Genomic DNA, 15,899 nt, shown 5'->3' on the forward strand with positions numbered 1-15,899 from the left:
AGTCACAGGATCAAATCACGCAGTTCATCAGGCATCGCGCCCGGTTTTTGAATGGCCGCAAGGTCCGCATCAGCAAGTGCGTTCCAGGCGTCCTCATCCCACAGTTGAAACTTGTTCAGCTGGCCTACCAGCATCACTCGCTTGTCGAGCTTGGCGTATTCACGCAACCGTGGCGGCACCAGAAAACGACCGCTGCCATCCAGTTCCAGATCAACCGCATTACCGATCAGCAGTCGCTGCAGCCGACGGTTTTCTTCACGGAAAGTGGCGAGCTCACGCAGCTTGGCTTCGATCAACTCCCATTCCGGAAGTGGATAGATGCACAAACATGGATCGACGGTATCAATGGTCACGATCAATTGGCCGGCGCTACGCGAATCCAACTCGTCACGGTACCGGCTCGGCATAGCGAGACGGCCCTTTGCATCGAGATTGATTGCGTTTGCACCACGAAACACAGGCGCGATCTCCGAATATTATCTTTTTGCGCTCAAAAAACCCACTTCACGCCACTTTCCGCCACTTGCGCACACTATAGGAATGCGCCCACCACACCGTCAAGGCGACTTCTTAAGGAAAACCCTTACAGGACGGAGATTTAGGAGGGGTAACGCAGGAGTTTTGGAAAAATTCGGATCGGTCCTACAGATAAATCCGAACCGACTCAAAAAGATAAGGTTCGAAGTTAAAGTGATTTATGAGGTTTAAGATTTTTTCGGTATTACGAGGAGGATTCTGCGCGAGAAAAAACAGAGGAGGGAAAAGGTGGAGAGTCGATCTGTAAGCCGGGTTCTGTCGAGGACAGTCATTCCTCTACGATGGCCATCACTGGACATCTTTAGCAACCTACCCGGTTCCAGCGCGGGCCACGCCTTGGAACCCTATTTGGTCTTGCTCCGAGTGGGGTTTACCTAGCCACGAACTGTTGCCAGACGTGCGGTGCGCTCTTACCGCACCTTTTCACCCTTACCGGCACCGAAGTGCTTAGGCGGTTATTTTCTGTGGCACTTTCCGTAGGCTCACGCCCCCCAGGCGTTACCTGGCACTCCGCCCTATGGAGCCCGGACTTTCCTCCCCCCTTCATTGCGGAACAATGAAAGGCAGCGACTGTCCAATCGACTCTCCGCCGCCAAGGTTAATGGCAGGGAGGCGCAAGAACAAGCTTTAATAAGCCTCTCACACTTTTGTATGACAGGCTGACGGGGATCGGTCACTCGCCCTTCTGCTTGTCCAGTGCGACTTGGTACAGCAGATTCTTGCGCACCCCGGTGATCTCGGCAGCCAGTGCAGCCGCACGTTTGAGCGGCATTTCCTGTAACAGCAGATCCAGCACGCGTCGAGCCTCGGCTCCGATCACGTCTTCGCCTTCCGGCTCGCTCCAGCCTGCAACAAGCACCACACATTCGCCGCGCTGCTGATTGCTGTCGCCTTCGACAAAGGCACGCAGCTCACCTAACGGCAACCCTTTGAGCGTTTCGAACGTTTTGGTCAGCTCACGCCCCAACACTGCGGGTCGGTCGGCACCGAAGATTTCTTCCAGATCCTGCAGGCACTCCAGAATCCGGTGCGGCGCCTCGTAGAAAATCACCGTGCGCGGTTCTTCTTTCAGCAATTCGAGACGCGCTTTGCGCCCGACCGATTTCGCTGGCAGAAAACCTTCGAAGATGAACCGGTCGGAGGGCAGTCCTGCGGCCGACAGCGCTGCGATCAGCGCACAGGCGCCAGGAACCGGAATCACCTGAATGCCGGCCGCACGTGCCTGGCGCACCAGGTGATAACCGGGATCGGAAATCAGCGGCGTCCCCGCATCCGAGATCAGCGCCACGTTATCGCCCGCCAGCAAACGCGCGATGAACCGGCTACCTTCGTCGCGCTCGTTATGCTCGTGGCAAGCGGCCAACGGCGTTGCTATGCCGAAATGTTGCATCAGTCGTAATGAATGCCGGGTATCTTCGGCGGCAATCAGGGCCACCTCGCGCAACACCTTCAAGGCACGTACGCTCATGTCATCCAGGTTGCCGATTGGCGTGGCCACCACATAAAGCGAGCCTGTAGTGGAATTCAAAGCACCCGGAGCAGTCAAAGCGCACACCTCATGTTCGGTAAAAGCCTGCATTGTACAGGTTCAGGCGAGTCTCACAGGGAGATTGAAAAATGCACGGACACTTGCGTTCACACCTTTCCATGATTGCCGTCCGACAGGGAAAACCACTGACTGAAGCGCTCATTTGCCCTTCAGGGCGACCTATATCGCCGCTTTAACGCCTACAACATCGCGCCCCGGCCAGTGCTTGGGTACAATTCCACGCTAATTTGCTCGAGTATCAGGAACATATACATGATCGCTTGCCTGCGGCTGTTCTCTGCCCTCTGCCTGGCTGCCTTGTTGGCCGCTTGTGCCGGTTCGCCCTCCTCCAGCCTTGGCGAATTGCCACGCACCCCTGACGCCAGCATCGAGCAGTTGCTCGAACAAGCCACCGCAGCCAAGTCGCCCGACCAGGCGGCGTTGCTCCGACTGACCGCTGCCGACCTCGCTGCGCGCCAGAACAACCCGGGGCGCGCGGCCAGCATTCTTGAGCAGGTCCAGATGGATCAGCTCAAGACTGACAAACAGATCTACGCCAACACCCTGTCCGCCGAACTCGCATTGGGCCGCAGTCAGCCGAAAGCTGCACTGACCGCGCTCAACCACCCCAGCATGCAACACTTGGGTGAAATGCCGGTCGACCTGCAGATCCGCACCCACACCGTTCGCGCCCGCGCACTGGAAGCCGACGGCCAGACCCTCGCCGCAGCCAGCGAACGCGTCTTCATGGGCCCACTGCTTCAAGGCGATGCCTTGTCGGCCAACAACGACGCCATCTGGACACTCGTTGCCGCGCTCCCACCTGAGCAACTGCAGAGCACGAGCAACGATGACATGGGCGGCTGGTTGAGCCTGGCCCGCGCGGTCAAAGGCGCTGGTACGCTGGAACAGCAACAGGCAGCCATCGACAACTGGAAAGCGCAGAATCCGCAGCACCCTGCCGCGCGCCAACTGCCGACTTCTCTGGCCCAGTTGCGCGACCTCAAAAGCGCGCCACTGACCAAAATCGCCCTGCTGTTGCCTCAAGACGGCCCGCTCGCTTCTGTCGCCCGCGCCCTGCGTGACGGCTTCATGGCGGCCCATTATCAGGCACAGCAAGCCGGTCAGAAGCCACCGGCCATTGAAGTGTTCGACAGCTCGCGCGTGACCTCGATGGACGCGTTTTATGCACAGGCCAAGGCGGCTGGCGTGCAAATGGTGGTCGGCCCACTGGAAAAACCATTGGTCAAACAGCTGAGCGCTCATCAGCAATTGCCTATCACCACGCTGGCCCTGAACTACAGCGACGTCACCACACAAGGCCCTGCCGAGCTGTTCCAGTTTGGTCTGGCTGCCGAAGACGAAGCGCGCGAAGTTGCACGCCGCGCTTGGGCAGACGGCAAGCGCAGCGCAGTGGCCATGGTTCCAAAAGGCGAATGGGGTGATCGCGTACTCGACGCCTTCCGTCAAAGCTGGCAGGCCAAAGGCGGCACTTTCCTTGGCGTCGAACGTATCGATCAGCCTGTAGCGCTGGCTCAGCAAGTCGCCGACCTGTTCCAGCTGCGCAACAGCGAAGGCCGCGCACAACGCCTGCAAAGCACCACCGGTGCGCAGATGGCTGCCCAGCCGAGTCGCCGCCAAGACGTAGACTTCATGTTCCTGGCCGCAACGCCGCAACAGGCCCAGCAGATCAAACCGACCATGGTCTTCCAGTACGCAGGCGACGTGCCCGTCTATGCCACCTCGCACTTGTTTACCAACAGCGGCGATCAGGCGATGTACAACGATCTGGCGGGCGTACGCTTCTGCGAAACCCCTTGGTTGCTGAATGCCGCCGATCCCCTGCGCCAGCAAGTCACCACGCAGTGGCCACAAGCGGGCGGCAGCCTGGGACGTCTTTACGCCATGGGCATCGACGCCTATCGCCTGGCGCCTCGCCTGACTCAATTGAAAACCCTGCCTGAAAGCCGCATCGACGGCCTGTCGGGCAGCCTGGCCATCGGGCAAGGTCAGCGCATCGAGCGTCAACTGCCTTGGGCACAGTTCGTCGACGGCAAGGTCCAGCGCCTGCCGGACACCGCGCCTTGATCCCAGGCAACACGCGTCGAACCGTGGGGCAGGAGGCAGAAGCCTGTGCCCTGCGGCACCTGCAAGAACAGGGCTTACAGCTGATTACGCGGAATTGGTCATGCAAACGCGGCGAGCTTGATCTGGTCATGCTCGACGGCGATACAGTAGTATTCGTCGAAGTTCGCTATCGGCGCCACGCTGGATGGGGTGGCGCGCTGGAAAGCGTTGACGTTCGCAAGCAGGAAAAGCTCACCCTGGCCGCACAATGGTTCCTGCAAAGCGAGTCGGAATGGGCGGATTCACCCTGCCGTTTCGATGTCGTCGCGATCAATGGCGACCCGGGCAACGGGCCTGCATTGAATTGGTTGCAGAACGCCTTCGACAGCTGACAATGCTGCTGATCGCCACCTGCACCGCCAAGCTCGCCGACACACAAACCCACACCGTTTTTTTTGCTCTTTGCTTTGCGGGCTGCACAGTTTTGTGCCGGGAAGCCGATGACTGTCTTGGACGTCGCCCCGACCAGCCGCCCCTATTAAGGTTTTCATAGATGGACATGCAATCCCGAATTCGCCAGCTTTTTCAGGCCAGCATCGATACCAAGCAACAGGCGATGGACGTTCTTGCACCCTACATCGAGCAAGCCAGCCAGGTGATGGTCAACGCCCTGCTCAACGAAGGCAAAATGCTTGCGTGTGGCAACGGCGGTTCGGCCGGCGACGCCCAACACTTTTCCTCCGAGCTGCTTAACCGTTTCGAGCGTGAGCGACCGAGTCTGCCCGCCATTGCGCTAACGACGGACACGTCCACCATCACCTCAATCGCCAACGATTACAGCTACAACGAAATCTTCTCCAAACAGATCCGCGCCCTCGGCCAACCCGGCGATGTGTTGCTGGCGATCTCCACCAGCGGCAACTCGGCCAACATCATTCAGGCCATCCAGGCCGCACATGATCGGGAAATGATTGTCGTAGCATTGACCGGCCGCGACGGTGGTGACGTGGCGTCACTGCTGCTGCCCGAGGACGTCGAAATCCGCGTTCCGGCCAAAGTCACCGCACGTATCCAGGAAGTCCACCTGCTGGCGATTCACTGTCTCTGCGACTTGATCGACAGCCAATTGTTCGGGAGTGAAGAATGATATCCAAACGTCTCAGCCTGATGGCCCTGACGCTCTGCCTGGGCATCAGCGGATGCAGCTCGGTGATCAACGCCAGCCGTGAAGCCCCTATCGATGACGATCGCGGCACACGCACCTTCGGCAGCAAGATCGACGATTCGCTGATCGAAACCAAGGTCGCAGTGAACATCGCCAAAGCCAGCCCGGATCTGGACAACAACTCGCACATCGTCGTGACCAGCTTCAACGGTGTGGTCCTGCTGGCCGGTCAGACGCCACGCGCCGACCTCAAGCAACTGGCCGAACAAACCGCCAGCCAGGTGCAGAAGGTCAAGAAGGTCAATAACGAGCTGCAAGTGATCGCGCCTTCCTCGATACTGGCGCGCAGCAACGATGCCTGGCTGACCAGCAAGATCAAAACCGAGATGCTGACCGACAGCGCCATTCCCGGCTCGCGCATCAAAGTCGTGACCGAGAACGGCATCGTTTACCTGCTGGGCCTGCTGACCCAGGCCGAAGCCACCCGCGCAACCAACCTGGTTCAGGGCGTGTCCGGCGTGCAGAAGATCGTGAAATTGTTCGAGTACATCGACTGAGACGAACAACTCGGTGATCCCCTGTGATCACCACTCACCGAGACAGACACAAAAAAGGCGATCCCGAGGGATCGCCTTTTTTGTTTACATCGCAGTCATTACTTGACCACTTTCAGACTCGGCCGGCCGCTTGGGCGCGGTGGCTCGTCATCCGGTGGCGGCATGTCGTCATCAACGTCCAGATCCTCATCGTCGTCCACGGCAGGCTCCAGATCGAAGACCATGCCCTGGCCGTTTTCACGGGCGTAAATACCCATGACCGCAGCAACCGGAACGTACAGGCTGTGTGGAACACCGCCAAAGCGACCTTCGAAGCTCACGGCATCGTTGTCCATGTGCAGATGACGCACAGCACTCGGCGAGATATTGAGGACGATCTGTCCGTCATTGGCAAAGCCTTGCGGGACTTGCACCGCCGGGTATTCGGCATTGACCAGAATGTGCGGCGTGCAATCGTTATCTACGATCCACTCATAAAGCGCGCGGATCAGATAGGGGCGACTGGAGTTCATCGAACGGTTCCTTAGGCCTTAGCGCATGTCGCGTTCGGCAGCAGACAGACTTGCCTGGAATGCCTCACGCGCAAACTGGCGCTCCATATAATCAAGCAGCGGCTTGGCGGGCCGCGGCAACTCGATACCCAGAATCGGCAGGCGCCAGAGTATGGGCAATAGACAGCAGTCGACCAGACTTTGCTCGTCACTGAGGAAAAAAGGTTTTTCCGCAAACAGTGGCGACACGCCGGTCAGACTTTCGCGCAGCTCCTTGCGCGCCTGAACACGAGCAGCTTCTTTGCTGCGCGGGTCCAGAATCAGATCCACCAACCCGCACCAGTCACGCTGGATCCTGTGGATCAGCAAACGGCTGTTGGCACGTGCTACAGGGTATACCGGCAGTAAGGGCGGATGAGGATAACGCTCATCCAGGTATTCCATGACAACCGTCGACTCGAACAACGCCAGGTCACGATCGACCAGCGTCGGCACGCTGCCGTACGGATTCACCTCGATCAGTTTCGCCGGATGGCGACCCTCTACAACATCGATGATCTCGGCGCTGACACCTTTCTCGGCGAGCACAATGCGCACGCGATGGGAATAGTGGTCGGCGGGGTCGGAGTAACAGGCCAACCGATTGGTCACGCCCATGGCGGTCCTCCTCGCTTGTTAAATATATTCAGAAGCAGAAACAACGAACGCGCCCTGAAGGCGCCTCCGGCAACATCCACAATGAGCGGGTGTTCGTCGCGGGCGACAAGATAGCTCATTTACTCAAAGTAAATTCTGCAATCTTTCGCCCGCCACTATACCCGCTCTGTGGCCATTACCCGAACGAGGCTCTTCAGAGCGCGTTACGTCTGCAGCAGAACCGACATCCCGTCAGTGCACATCCTTCCAGTATTCGCGCTTGAGCAGGTACGCGAAGATGAACAGGATCGCCAGATACAACAGCACGTAGGTGCCGATGCGCTGGTGTTGCAGCTTGACCGGGTTCGCCGAATACGCGAGGAAGGTCACCAGGTTTTTGATCTTTTCGTCGAACTGCTCTTCGGTGAGCGTGCCGGTCTTGGGCACGATCGTCAGTTGATCACAGGCCTCATGGGTGAGTGGCGAACCGGTCAGCGGGTCGTATTGCTTCTTGTCGCCCTCGACCACCTGCACCTGCTTGCACCCGATGATCTGACGACCTTGCAGACCGACGAGCACGTTAGGCATACCTACGTTGGGGAAGACCTTGTTGTTCACGCCCCAGGGCCGCGCAGGGTCCTCGTAGAACGAGCGCAGGTAGCCGTAGAGCCAATCCGTGCCACGCACCCGCGCCACCAGGGTCAGATCGGGTGGCGCCGCGCCGAACCAGGTCTTGGCATCCGCCGGCTGCATGCCCGCCACCATGTGATCGCCGATCTTGGCGCCCGTGAATACCATCTTGTCGAGCATCAATTCGTGAGGAATGCCAAGGTCATCCGCGACCCGCTCATAACGCTGGAACTTGGCGCTGTGGCAGCCCATGCAATAGTTCACGAAGGTACGCGCACCGTCCTGCATGGCGACCTTGTCGGAGACATCGATGTCGACGCTTTCCAGCTCCGGGCCACCGTGCTCGGCGGCGAACGACAAGACAGGCAAGGCAGCGAGAATAAAAACAGCCAATAGCTTTTTCATTAGCCAGTCACCCTTTCCGGAACCGGTTTTGTCTTCTCCATGCGCGTGTAGAACGGCATCAGGATGAAGTAGGCGAAGTACACGAACGTACACACCTGTGACAGCAATGCGCGCCCGGGGCTGGGCGGAAGAACCCCCAGAATCCCGAGAATCACGAAGGCCACACAAAACAGCAGCAACCAGATCCGGCTGAGCCAGCCCTTGTAACGCATCGACCTGACCGGACTGCGGTCAAGCCACGGCAAGACGAACAGCACCGCGATCGCCGCGCCCATGGCCATGACCCCCATGAGCTTGTCCGGGATCGCCCGCAAGATCGCGTAGAACGGCGTGAAGTACCAGACCGGCGCGATGTGCTCTGGCGTCTTGAATGCGTTAGCCTGTTCGAAGTTCGGCTTCTCCAGGAAGTACCCGCCCATTTCCGGAAAGAAGAACACGATCGAACAGAAAATGAAGAGGAACACCACCACGCCGACGATATCCTTCACCGTGTAATACGGGTGGAAGGCGATGCCGTCGAGCGGCTTGCCGTTTTCGTCCTTGTGCTTCTTGATGTCGATGCCATCAGGGTTGTTGGAACCTACCTCGTGCAACGCCAGCACGTGCAGCACGACCAACCCCAGAATCACGATAGGCAAGGCCACCACGTGGAGCGCGAAGAAGCGGTTCAGGGTGATCCCCGAGATCAGGTAGTCCCCCCGGATCCACTGGGTCAGGTCGTTACCGATGACCGGGATCGCGCCGAACAGCGAGATGATCACCTGGGCGCCCCAGTACGACATCTGTCCCCACGGCAGCAGATAACCCATGAAGGCTTCGGCCATCAGCGCCAGGTAAATCAGCATGCCGAAGATCCACACCAACTCCCGAGGCTTCTGATAGGAGCCATAGAGCAGCCCACGGAACATGTGCAGATAGACGACGATGAAGAACGCCGACGCGCCCGTGGAATGCAGCAGGCGCAGGATTGAACCGTACTCGACGTCGCGCATGATGTACTCGACGGACGCGAAAGCCTCCTCTGCCGAGGGCGTGTAACTCATCGTCAACCAGACGCCGGTCACGATCTGGTTCACCAGCACCAACAGCGCCAGCGAGCCGAAGAAGTAGAAGAAGTTGAAGTTCTTGGGGGCGTAATACTTGCTGAGGTGATCTTCCCACATGGAAGTCGCAGGGAAGCGCGCATCGACCCAGTCCATGAATTTGCTCATTACGCTTTCTCCTGATCGACACCAATGACGATGATTGAGTCCGACTCGTAGGAATGCGGCGGCACTGGCAGATTCAGGGGTGCAGGTTGCGCTTTGTAAACGCGCCCAGCCAGGTCGTAATGAGAGCCGTGACAAGGACAGAAGTAACCGCCAACCCAGTCTTTACCGAGGTCAGCGGGCGCGACCTCGGGACGGAATGTGGGAGAGCAGCCCAGATGAGTGCAGATCCCGATCAGCAACAACATCTCGGGCTTGATCGAGCGAACCACCGGGTCAACGTAGGCAGGTTGAGTGGAGTTCTTGGATTCCGGATCGGAGAGCTGGGCGGTGATCTTGCCCAGATTCGTGAGAATTTCCGGGGTGCGGTGAACGATGAAGACCGGCTGACCACGCCATTCGGCAATCATCTGCTGCCCAGGCTCGATCTTGCTGATATTGACTTTCACGGGTGCGCCAGCCGCTTTGGCTTTGGCACTGGGAAACCATGACCCCACGAACGGGACCGCAGCCCCCACCGCTCCTGCAGCGCCAACCACAGACGTGGCCGCGACAAGGAAGCGACGCCGGCCTGCATTCACGCCGTCATTGCTCATTCCGTCCTCTCCCATCAGCTTTTAGAGGCCTGCTTGGTCAGGCTTCTCTTTAAATTATTTTTCTAGCTGTCAAAAAATCCTGCCGGATGGTAATGACAAACCCCTAATAGTCGCAAGGGCATTACCTTCTGGCGAAAACGGGGAGGCCTTATGGAACGGGGCATCCACGGATGAGACGTGTCGTCACACCCAATAATAGACGCCCATAAAAAAACGCCCAGTTCCAAGAGGAAACTGAGCGTTCTTTTTGAACGAAAAGCGAATTAACGCTTCGAGTACTGCGGACGCTTACGCGCTTTACGCAGACCGACTTTCTTACGTTCAACTTCGCGAGCATCGCGAGTAACGAAGCCTGCTTTGCGCAGCGCGCCACGCAGAGTTTCGTCGTATTGCATCAGAGCGCGGGTGATACCGTGGCGGATTGCGCCAGCTTGACCACTCACACCACCGCCGATGACAGTGACGTAGATGTCGAATTTTTCGACAGTCTCGGTCAGTTCCAGTGGCTGGCGAACTACCATGCGGGCAGTTTCGCGGCCGAAGAACGTGTCCAGGGAGCGGTTGTTGATGGAGATGTTACCGGTGCCCGGACGCAGGAAAACGCGAGCGGTTGCGGTCTTGCGACGGCCAGTGCCGTAATTTTGAGTCGCCGACATAATGAACTATTCCGTTAAAACTTCAGTTCTTGGGGCTGCTGAGCAGTATGAGGGTGTGCAGCGCCCGCATAGACTTTCAGCTTACGATACATGTCGCGACCCAGCGGGTTCTTAGGCAGCATGCCTTTGACCGCGGTCTCGATCACGCGCTCAGGAGCTTTGGCGATCAGCTTTTCAAAGTTGATCGACTTGATCCCGCCCGGGAAACCGGAGTGAGAGTAGTAGATCTTGTCGGTGGTTTTGGCACCAGTAACGCGGATTTGCTCAGCGTTGATCACGACGATGTAGTCGCCGGTGTCAACGTGCGGAGTGTATTCCGGTTTGTGCTTGCCACGCAGACGGCTCGCGATTTCAGTGGCCAGACGACCCAGGGTCTGACCAGCAGCGTCGACGACGAACCAGTCGCGCTTTACTGTTTCCGGTTTAGCGGTAAAAGTTTTCATTCTTTATAGCCTCAAAGGCCGCCCTGAAAAATAGACGGCGGAGCATACTCATTAGTACGGTCTTTGACAAGTCAAAGGCCGCCGGGCACGAACGCTATAGGGGGCTCGGGTCAGCGCGTTCGATCGCAGCGGTGTCTTGTGTCGCGGGGCATCACTCCCATGACAAAGAGACGCGGAATTATGCAGATTGCGAAAAAAATTTCAACCTGCTTTTATGGTTCTTTTAAACAGGAGAGCCAGATGGACTATCGCAAACTGGGCAGAACCGACCTCAATGTCAGCGCAATCTGCCTCGGCACGATGACCTGGGGCGAGCAAAACAGCGAGTCCGAGGCCTTCGCCCAGATCGAAAGGGCCAAAGCGGCGGGGATCAATTTCATGGACACGGCCGAGATGTACCCGGTCCCACCCAAGAAAGAAACCTACGCCAGCACCGAGACCATCATCGGTAACTGGTTCAAAAAGAACGGCGACCGCGCCGACTGGATTCTCGCCAGCAAGATCGCAGGCCCCGGCAACGGCATCGACTACATTCGTGACGGCCAGCTGAAGTTCAACCGCGACCATATCGTTGCCGCCGTCGACGCCAGCCTGAAACGCCTGCAGACCGACTACCTGGACCTGTATCAACTGCATTGGCCGGAACGCAGCACCAACTTCTTCGGCAAGCTGGGCTACACCCACAGCGACGCGACGTTCACGCCGCTGCTGGAAGTGCTTCAGGTGCTGGACGAACAGGTCAAGGCGGGCAAGATCCGTCACGTCGGGCTGTCCAACGAAACGCCGTGGGGCACCATGAAGTTTCTGGCTGAGTCAGACGCTCACGGCCTGACGCGTCCGGTGTCGATCCAGAACCCGTACAACCTGCTCAACCGCAGCTTCGAAGTCGGTCTGGCGGAAATCGCCATTCGTGAGGAATGCGGTCTGCTGGCGTATTCGCCGATGGCCTTCGGCATGCTGTCCGGCAAGTACGCTGACGGCGCACGCCCGGCGAAAGGTCGCCTGAGCCTCTACAGCCGCTTCACCCGCTACTTCAACCCGCAGTCGGAAGCTGCCTGCGCCCGTTATGTCGCCCTGGCCCGTGAGCACGGCCTGGACCCGGCACAAATGGCCTTGGCGTTCGTCACCAGTCGCCCGTTCGTGACCAGCAACATCATTGGTGCGACGACGCTGGAACAGCTGGAGAGCAACCTGGAAAGCTTCAGCCTGGTGTTGTCGGAAGAGGTACTGGCGGGTATTGAGGCGATCCATAAGGATCAGCCGAATCCTGCGCCTTAGTCATTTGGCTGACGCTGAATGACACCTGTGGGAGCGAATTCATTCGCGAGAGGCCATTACGGTCGATACACATGTATCGCCTGACACCCTATCGCGAATGAATTCGCTCCCACAGGATTTGGTTGGATATAAGCCTTGTGATTAACCCTTCCTACAGCGATCGCGCGATGATCTCCTTCATGATCTCGTTGGTGCCCGCATAAATCCGCTGCACCCGCGCATCCGCCCACGCCCGTGCGATCGGGTACTCCCACATGAAGCCGTAACCACCATGCAGCTGCACGCACTCGTCGAGCACCTTGCACTGAAGGTCGGTGGACCAATACTTGGCCATCGCAGCGGTCGGCACGTCGAGCTTGCCCTCCAGATGCAACGACAGGCACTGGTCGATAAACGTGCGGCCGATCTGCACTTCCGTGGCGATCTCGGCCAGTTTGAAGCGCGTGTTCTGGAAATCCGCGATGGCTTGCCCGAATGCCTTGCGCTCACGCGTATAGGCCAATGTCCACTGCAACGCCGCCTCGGCCGACGCAATGGCGCCAATGGCCACCGTGAGACGTTCTTGCGGCAACTCCTGCATCAGGTAGGCGAACCCCATCCCGGCCTGCCCCAAGAGGTTCTCCTTGGGCACGCGTACGTCCTGAAAGAACAATTCCGACGTGTCCTGCGCCTTCATGCCGACTTTTTCCAGACGCTTGCCCTTCTCGAAGCCCGGCGTTCCCGCCTCGACCAGGAAAAGACTCGTACCTTTGGCGCCAGCCTTGGGATCGGTCTTGGCCACCACGATCACCAGGTCTGCGAGAAAGCCATTGGTGATGAACGTCTTGGAACCGTTGATGACGTACTCGTCGCCATCCAGCACCGCAGTCGTTTTGACGCCCTGAAGATCGGAGCCCGCGCCCGGCTCGGTCATCGCGATCGCGGTCACCAGCTCGCCCGACACCATCTTCGGTAGGTATTTCTGTTTCAGCGCCTCGCTGCCGTAATGCAGGATGTAGGGGGCAACGATGTCCGAATGCAGGGAAAATCCGATGCCGGTCAGTCCCAGCCGGTAGATTTCTTCGATCACCACGGTGGTGTACAGAAAGTCCGCCGCCATGCCGTCGTATTCTTCCGGCAGGTGCGAACACAACATGCCCTGCTCCCCCGCCTTGTTCCAGAGCGCACGGTCGACATGCCCCTGCTTCTCCCATTGCGCATGAAACGGGGCGGCTTCCTGTTCGAGAAACTTGCGGACGCTGTCACGGAAAAGCTCGTGCTCGGAGCTGAAAAGTGTTCTTGGAAGCATGGGACACCTTGGGCTGGAGGGATTGTCAGACAAATCGCTGACAGAGCGTATGCCGGGCTGGATGACGACGACACTGGACACATCCGACAAAAAATAAGACGATCACGCCGTTGCTTGACCACTTTCCCATATAAGAACAACAGATCATGTCTACTCAACACTCCGTGCCGTTGCGGCGCGTCAGCATTCTCGCGATCGACGGAATTTTCGCTTCTACCCTCACTCAGGCCAAAGACTTCTTCCATCTGGCCAGCCTGCGCTACGGCAAACAGTTGGGCCAGGGCCTCAAGCCTGCGTTCGAAACCCGACTGGTCAGCCCGGACGGCCAGCAGGTCCGCAGTTTCAGCGAAGTCGTGTTGCCGGTCGACGGCACGCTGGAAAACGCCGATATCATTATCCTTCCCGCCTTTGTCGAAAACTTCGACACGCTGCGTGCGCGCTATCCGCAGATCCTGCCCTGGTTGCGTGAACAGCACGCCCGAGGCGCGGTCTTGTGCGGCGAAGCCAGCGGCGTGTTCTGGCTGGCCGAGGCCGGTCTGCTCGATGGCAAGGAGGCAACCACCTATTGGCGCTTCTTCAATGAATTCGCCGAGCGCTTCCCGAATGTGCTACTCAATCAGGAAAAGCACCTGACCGACGCCGACAACCTGTATTGCGCAGGCGGCACCATCTCGGCGTGCGATCTCTATATCTACCTGATCGAGCGCTTCTGCGGCGCCAACGTGGCGCAGACCGTTGCGCGAGACATCCTGTACGAAGTCCAGCGCAGTTACGCGCCGGGCCGCATGGGGTTTGGCGGGCAGAAGCTGCACCAGGACGTGATCATCCTGCAGATCCAGCACTGGCTCGAAGAACACTTCGCCGACAAATTCCGCTTCGAAGACGTCGCGCGGGAACACGGCATGAGCATTCGCAACTTCATGCGCCGCTTCCAGACCGCGACGGGCGACAAACCGCTGCATTACCTGCAACGGCTGCGTATCGAAACCGCCAAGGGACTGTTGTCAGGATCGCGCAAGAGCATCAAGACCATCAGCTATGAAGTCGGCTACGACGACGCCAGCTTCTTCGCACGACTGTTCCGGCAGCACACCGACCTGTCGCCGAATCAGTATCGCCAGCAGTTTCAGCAGGCAGCCTGAATAGCCTGTAGGAGCGCGCTTGCCCGCGATAGCGTCGTGTCAGACAACCCTGTTCTGACTGATCAATCGCCATCGCGGGCAAGCGCGCTCCTACAATGGGCGCCATCAATAAAAACGCCCGCAAGATGCGGGCGTTTTTTATCGAGTTCTCTTAAGGCTTGTGCGCGCGGGACAGGAATTCGTGGGATTGCATTTCCAGCAGGCGACTCAACGTGCGCTGGAACTCGAAGTTCAGGCGGCCGCCGGTGTACAGGTCCTTCAGCTCGACTTCCGCCGAGATGATCAACTTGACGTTACGGTCGTAGAACTCGTCGACCATGTTGATGAAGCGACGAGCGATGTCGTCGGTGGTGACGCTCATCTGCTCGACGCCGCTGAGCAACACGGCGTGGAAGATCTTGCCGAGCTCGATGTAGTCGTTCTGGCTACGAGGACCATCGCACAGCTCGCGAAAATCGAACCAGGCCACGTCGTCGCACGTACGAATCGCCTTGATCTGACGGTTCTCGATGATCAGTACATCGTTTTCCACGGCTTTGGTGCATTCCGGAGTCAGCGCGCGGAAGCTCTTGCGCATGCTGTCCTGGGCCGCTTCGTTCAGCGGGAAGTGGAAGAGCTCGGCTTGCTCCAGGTGACGCAAGCGATAGTCCACGCCGCTGTCGACGTTGACGATGTCGGTGTTTTGCTTGATCAGCGCAATGGCGGGCAGAAAACGTGCGCGCTGCAGACCGTCCTTGTACAGACCGTCCGGCACGATGTTCGAGGTCGCGACCAGCGTCACACCGTTCTTGAACAGCTCTTCCATCAGCGTGCCGAGGATCATGGCGTCGGTGATGTCGGACACAAAGAATTCATCGAAACAGATGACCCGGGCTTCGCCGGCGAACTGCTTGGCGATCAGGGTCAGCGGGTTCTTCTCACCCTTGAGGTTCTTCATTTCTTCGTGCACACGCTTCATGAAGCGGTGAAAGTGCGTGCGCATCTTGTCTTGAAACGGCAGCGCCTCGAAGAAGGTATCGACCAGATAAGTCTTGCCACGGCCGACGCCACCCCAGAAATACAGGCCTTTGACCACCGAGACTTCTTTCTTGCCGAACAGCTTGCCGAACAGGCCAGGCTTGCTCTCGTGGGCAGCGACCAGATCGTCGTACAGACGCTGGAGATGACGCACCGCGTTTTCCTGAGCCGCGTCGTGGAAGAATTCAGGTTTCTTGAGGTCGTTCTGGTAGCTTTCTAGGGGGGTCATATTCGTTACGTTAGCTAGGTAGCAAA

17 protein-coding genes and 1 other RNA gene are annotated in these 15,899 nt (G+C 58.3%); 6 read left to right on the top strand and 12 right to left on the bottom strand.

Going from position 1 to position 15,899, the window contains the following annotated elements; translation table 11 throughout:
• Positions 1-2 precede the first annotated feature (2 nt).
• From mraZ to rsmI, 3 genes are all read right to left on the bottom strand, one after another.
• Positions 3-458, bottom strand: coding sequence for a division/cell wall cluster transcriptional repressor MraZ (gene mraZ / locus ABDX87_RS08710; protein WP_037017349.1), 456 nt, complete (start codon positions 456-458; stop codon positions 3-5).
• 307 nt (positions 459-765) lie between these two features.
• Positions 766-1,123: RNase P RNA component class A (gene rnpB, locus ABDX87_RS08715), an RNA gene on the bottom strand.
• Between the two features lie 87 nt (positions 1,124-1,210).
• Positions 1,211-2,116, bottom strand: a complete 906-nt coding sequence (gene rsmI / locus ABDX87_RS08720; RefSeq protein ID WP_346832515.1) for a 16S rRNA (cytidine(1402)-2'-O)-methyltransferase — start codon at positions 2,114-2,116, stop codon at positions 1,211-1,213.
• A gap of 222 nt (positions 2,117-2,338) precedes the next feature.
• Between rsmI and ABDX87_RS08725 the strand changes: the two genes are divergently transcribed.
• From ABDX87_RS08725 to ABDX87_RS08740, 4 genes are all read left to right on the top strand, one after another.
• A complete protein-coding gene (locus ABDX87_RS08725; RefSeq protein WP_346832516.1) occupies positions 2,339-4,153 on the top strand; it encodes a penicillin-binding protein activator in 1,815 nt (604 codons plus the stop codon).
• Positions 4,150-4,524: a YraN family protein gene (locus tag ABDX87_RS08730; RefSeq protein ID WP_346832517.1), complete on the top strand. Its 375-nt coding sequence runs from the start codon at positions 4,150-4,152 to the stop codon at positions 4,522-4,524. The genes ABDX87_RS08725 and ABDX87_RS08730 overlap by 4 nt, the downstream gene beginning before the upstream one ends.
• A gap of 161 nt (positions 4,525-4,685) precedes the next feature.
• Positions 4,686-5,279, top strand: a complete 594-nt coding sequence (locus tag ABDX87_RS08735) for a phosphoheptose isomerase (RefSeq protein ID WP_092408443.1) — start codon at positions 4,686-4,688, stop codon at positions 5,277-5,279.
• On the top strand, positions 5,276-5,854 hold the full coding sequence (locus ABDX87_RS08740) for a BON domain-containing protein (RefSeq protein ID WP_346832518.1): 579 nt from the start codon (positions 5,276-5,278) through the stop codon (positions 5,852-5,854). Before ABDX87_RS08735 ends, ABDX87_RS08740 begins: the two co-directional genes overlap by 4 nt.
• A 98-nt stretch (positions 5,855-5,952) precedes the next feature.
• On the opposite strand, the gene ABDX87_RS08745 is transcribed toward ABDX87_RS08740, so the two are convergent.
• The 7 genes from ABDX87_RS08745 to rplM all read right to left on the bottom strand — a co-directional run bounded on the left by ABDX87_RS08745 (position 5,953) and on the right by rplM (position 10,919).
• Positions 5,953-6,366 carry a ClpXP protease specificity-enhancing factor gene (locus tag ABDX87_RS08745; RefSeq protein WP_081565333.1) on the bottom strand — a complete coding sequence of 138 codons (414 nt, stop codon included), beginning with the start codon at positions 6,364-6,366 and terminating at the stop codon, positions 5,953-5,955.
• A gap of 18 nt (positions 6,367-6,384) precedes the next feature.
• Positions 6,385-7,002 (bottom strand): glutathione S-transferase N-terminal domain-containing protein, encoded by a 618-nt coding sequence (locus tag ABDX87_RS08750; RefSeq protein WP_346832519.1) that lies wholly within the window; start codon positions 7,000-7,002, stop codon positions 6,385-6,387.
• A 231-nt stretch (positions 7,003-7,233) separates the two neighbouring features.
• On the bottom strand, positions 7,234-8,016 hold the full coding sequence (locus tag ABDX87_RS08755) for a cytochrome c1 (protein WP_346832520.1): 783 nt from the start codon (positions 8,014-8,016) through the stop codon (positions 7,234-7,236).
• Entirely contained in the window at positions 8,016-9,227 is a 1,212-nt protein-coding gene (locus ABDX87_RS08760; RefSeq protein WP_346832521.1) for a cytochrome b, read from the bottom strand. Before ABDX87_RS08760 ends, ABDX87_RS08755 begins: the two co-directional genes overlap by 1 nt.
• Positions 9,227-9,820, bottom strand: a complete 594-nt coding sequence (gene petA, locus ABDX87_RS08765) for a ubiquinol-cytochrome c reductase iron-sulfur subunit (RefSeq protein WP_074753899.1) — start codon at positions 9,818-9,820, stop codon at positions 9,227-9,229. The genes ABDX87_RS08760 and petA overlap by 1 nt, the downstream gene beginning before the upstream one ends.
• A gap of 263 nt (positions 9,821-10,083) precedes the next feature.
• A complete protein-coding gene (gene rpsI / locus ABDX87_RS08770; RefSeq protein WP_074753897.1) occupies positions 10,084-10,476 on the bottom strand; it encodes a 30S ribosomal protein S9 in 393 nt (130 codons plus the stop codon).
• Between the two features lie 14 nt (positions 10,477-10,490).
• Positions 10,491-10,919, bottom strand: a complete 429-nt coding sequence (rplM, locus tag ABDX87_RS08775; protein ID WP_019693576.1) for a 50S ribosomal protein L13 — start codon at positions 10,917-10,919, stop codon at positions 10,491-10,493.
• A 240-nt stretch (positions 10,920-11,159) separates the two neighbouring features.
• Between rplM and ABDX87_RS08780 the strand changes: the two genes are divergently transcribed.
• A complete protein-coding gene (locus ABDX87_RS08780; protein WP_346832522.1) occupies positions 11,160-12,197 on the top strand; it encodes an NADP(H)-dependent aldo-keto reductase in 1,038 nt (345 codons plus the stop codon).
• A 151-nt stretch (positions 12,198-12,348) separates the two neighbouring features.
• Here ABDX87_RS08780 and ABDX87_RS08785 read toward each other — a convergent pair whose 3' ends face one another.
• A complete protein-coding gene (locus ABDX87_RS08785; RefSeq protein ID WP_346832523.1) occupies positions 12,349-13,485 on the bottom strand; it encodes an acyl-CoA dehydrogenase family protein in 1,137 nt (378 codons plus the stop codon).
• A 245-nt stretch (positions 13,486-13,730) separates the two neighbouring features.
• On the opposite strand from ABDX87_RS08785, the gene ABDX87_RS08790 reads away from it, so the two are divergent.
• Entirely contained in the window at positions 13,731-14,627 is an 897-nt protein-coding gene (locus ABDX87_RS08790; protein WP_167362078.1) for a GlxA family transcriptional regulator, read from the top strand.
• 151 nt (positions 14,628-14,778) lie between these two features.
• Here the strand turns inward: ABDX87_RS08790 and zapE are convergent, their stop codons facing one another.
• Entirely contained in the window at positions 14,779-15,873 is a 1,095-nt protein-coding gene (gene zapE / locus ABDX87_RS08795; protein ID WP_346832524.1) for a cell division protein ZapE, read from the bottom strand.
• Positions 15,874-15,899 lie beyond the last annotated feature (26 nt).

This window comes from Pseudomonas abietaniphila (genome assembly GCF_039697315.1).
GTDB classification, from domain to species: Bacteria; Pseudomonadota; Gammaproteobacteria; order Pseudomonadales; family Pseudomonadaceae; genus Aquipseudomonas; species Aquipseudomonas abietaniphila_B.

Coding starts and splice junctions, on each gene's coding strand:
- rsmI (WP_346832515.1), bottom strand. CDS start 2,116: ATGCAGGCTTTTACCGAACATGAGGTGTGCGCTTTGACTGCTCCGGGT.
- ABDX87_RS08725 (WP_346832516.1), top strand. CDS start 2,339: ATGATCGCTTGCCTGCGGCTGTTCTCTGCCCTCTGCCTGGCTGCCTTG.
- ABDX87_RS08735 (WP_092408443.1), top strand. CDS start 4,686: ATGGACATGCAATCCCGAATTCGCCAGCTTTTTCAGGCCAGCATCGAT.
- ABDX87_RS08740 (WP_346832518.1), top strand. CDS start 5,276: ATGATATCCAAACGTCTCAGCCTGATGGCCCTGACGCTCTGCCTGGGC.
- ABDX87_RS08745 (WP_081565333.1), bottom strand. CDS start 6,366: ATGAACTCCAGTCGCCCCTATCTGATCCGCGCGCTTTATGAGTGGATC.
- ABDX87_RS08750 (WP_346832519.1), bottom strand. CDS start 7,002: ATGGGCGTGACCAATCGGTTGGCCTGTTACTCCGACCCCGCCGACCAC.
- ABDX87_RS08755 (WP_346832520.1), bottom strand. CDS start 8,016: ATGAAAAAGCTATTGGCTGTTTTTATTCTCGCTGCCTTGCCTGTCTTG.
- ABDX87_RS08760 (WP_346832521.1), bottom strand. CDS start 9,227: ATGAGCAAATTCATGGACTGGGTCGATGCGCGCTTCCCTGCGACTTCC.
- petA (WP_074753899.1), bottom strand. CDS start 9,820: ATGAGCAATGACGGCGTGAATGCAGGCCGGCGTCGCTTCCTTGTCGCG.
- rpsI (WP_074753897.1), bottom strand. CDS start 10,476: ATGTCGGCGACTCAAAATTACGGCACTGGCCGTCGCAAGACCGCAACC.
- rplM (WP_019693576.1), bottom strand. CDS start 10,919: ATGAAAACTTTTACCGCTAAACCGGAAACAGTAAAGCGCGACTGGTTC.
- ABDX87_RS08780 (WP_346832522.1), top strand. CDS start 11,160: ATGGACTATCGCAAACTGGGCAGAACCGACCTCAATGTCAGCGCAATC.
- ABDX87_RS08785 (WP_346832523.1), bottom strand. CDS start 13,485: ATGCTTCCAAGAACACTTTTCAGCTCCGAGCACGAGCTTTTCCGTGAC.
- zapE (WP_346832524.1), bottom strand. CDS start 15,873: ATGACCCCCCTAGAAAGCTACCAGAACGACCTCAAGAAACCTGAATTC.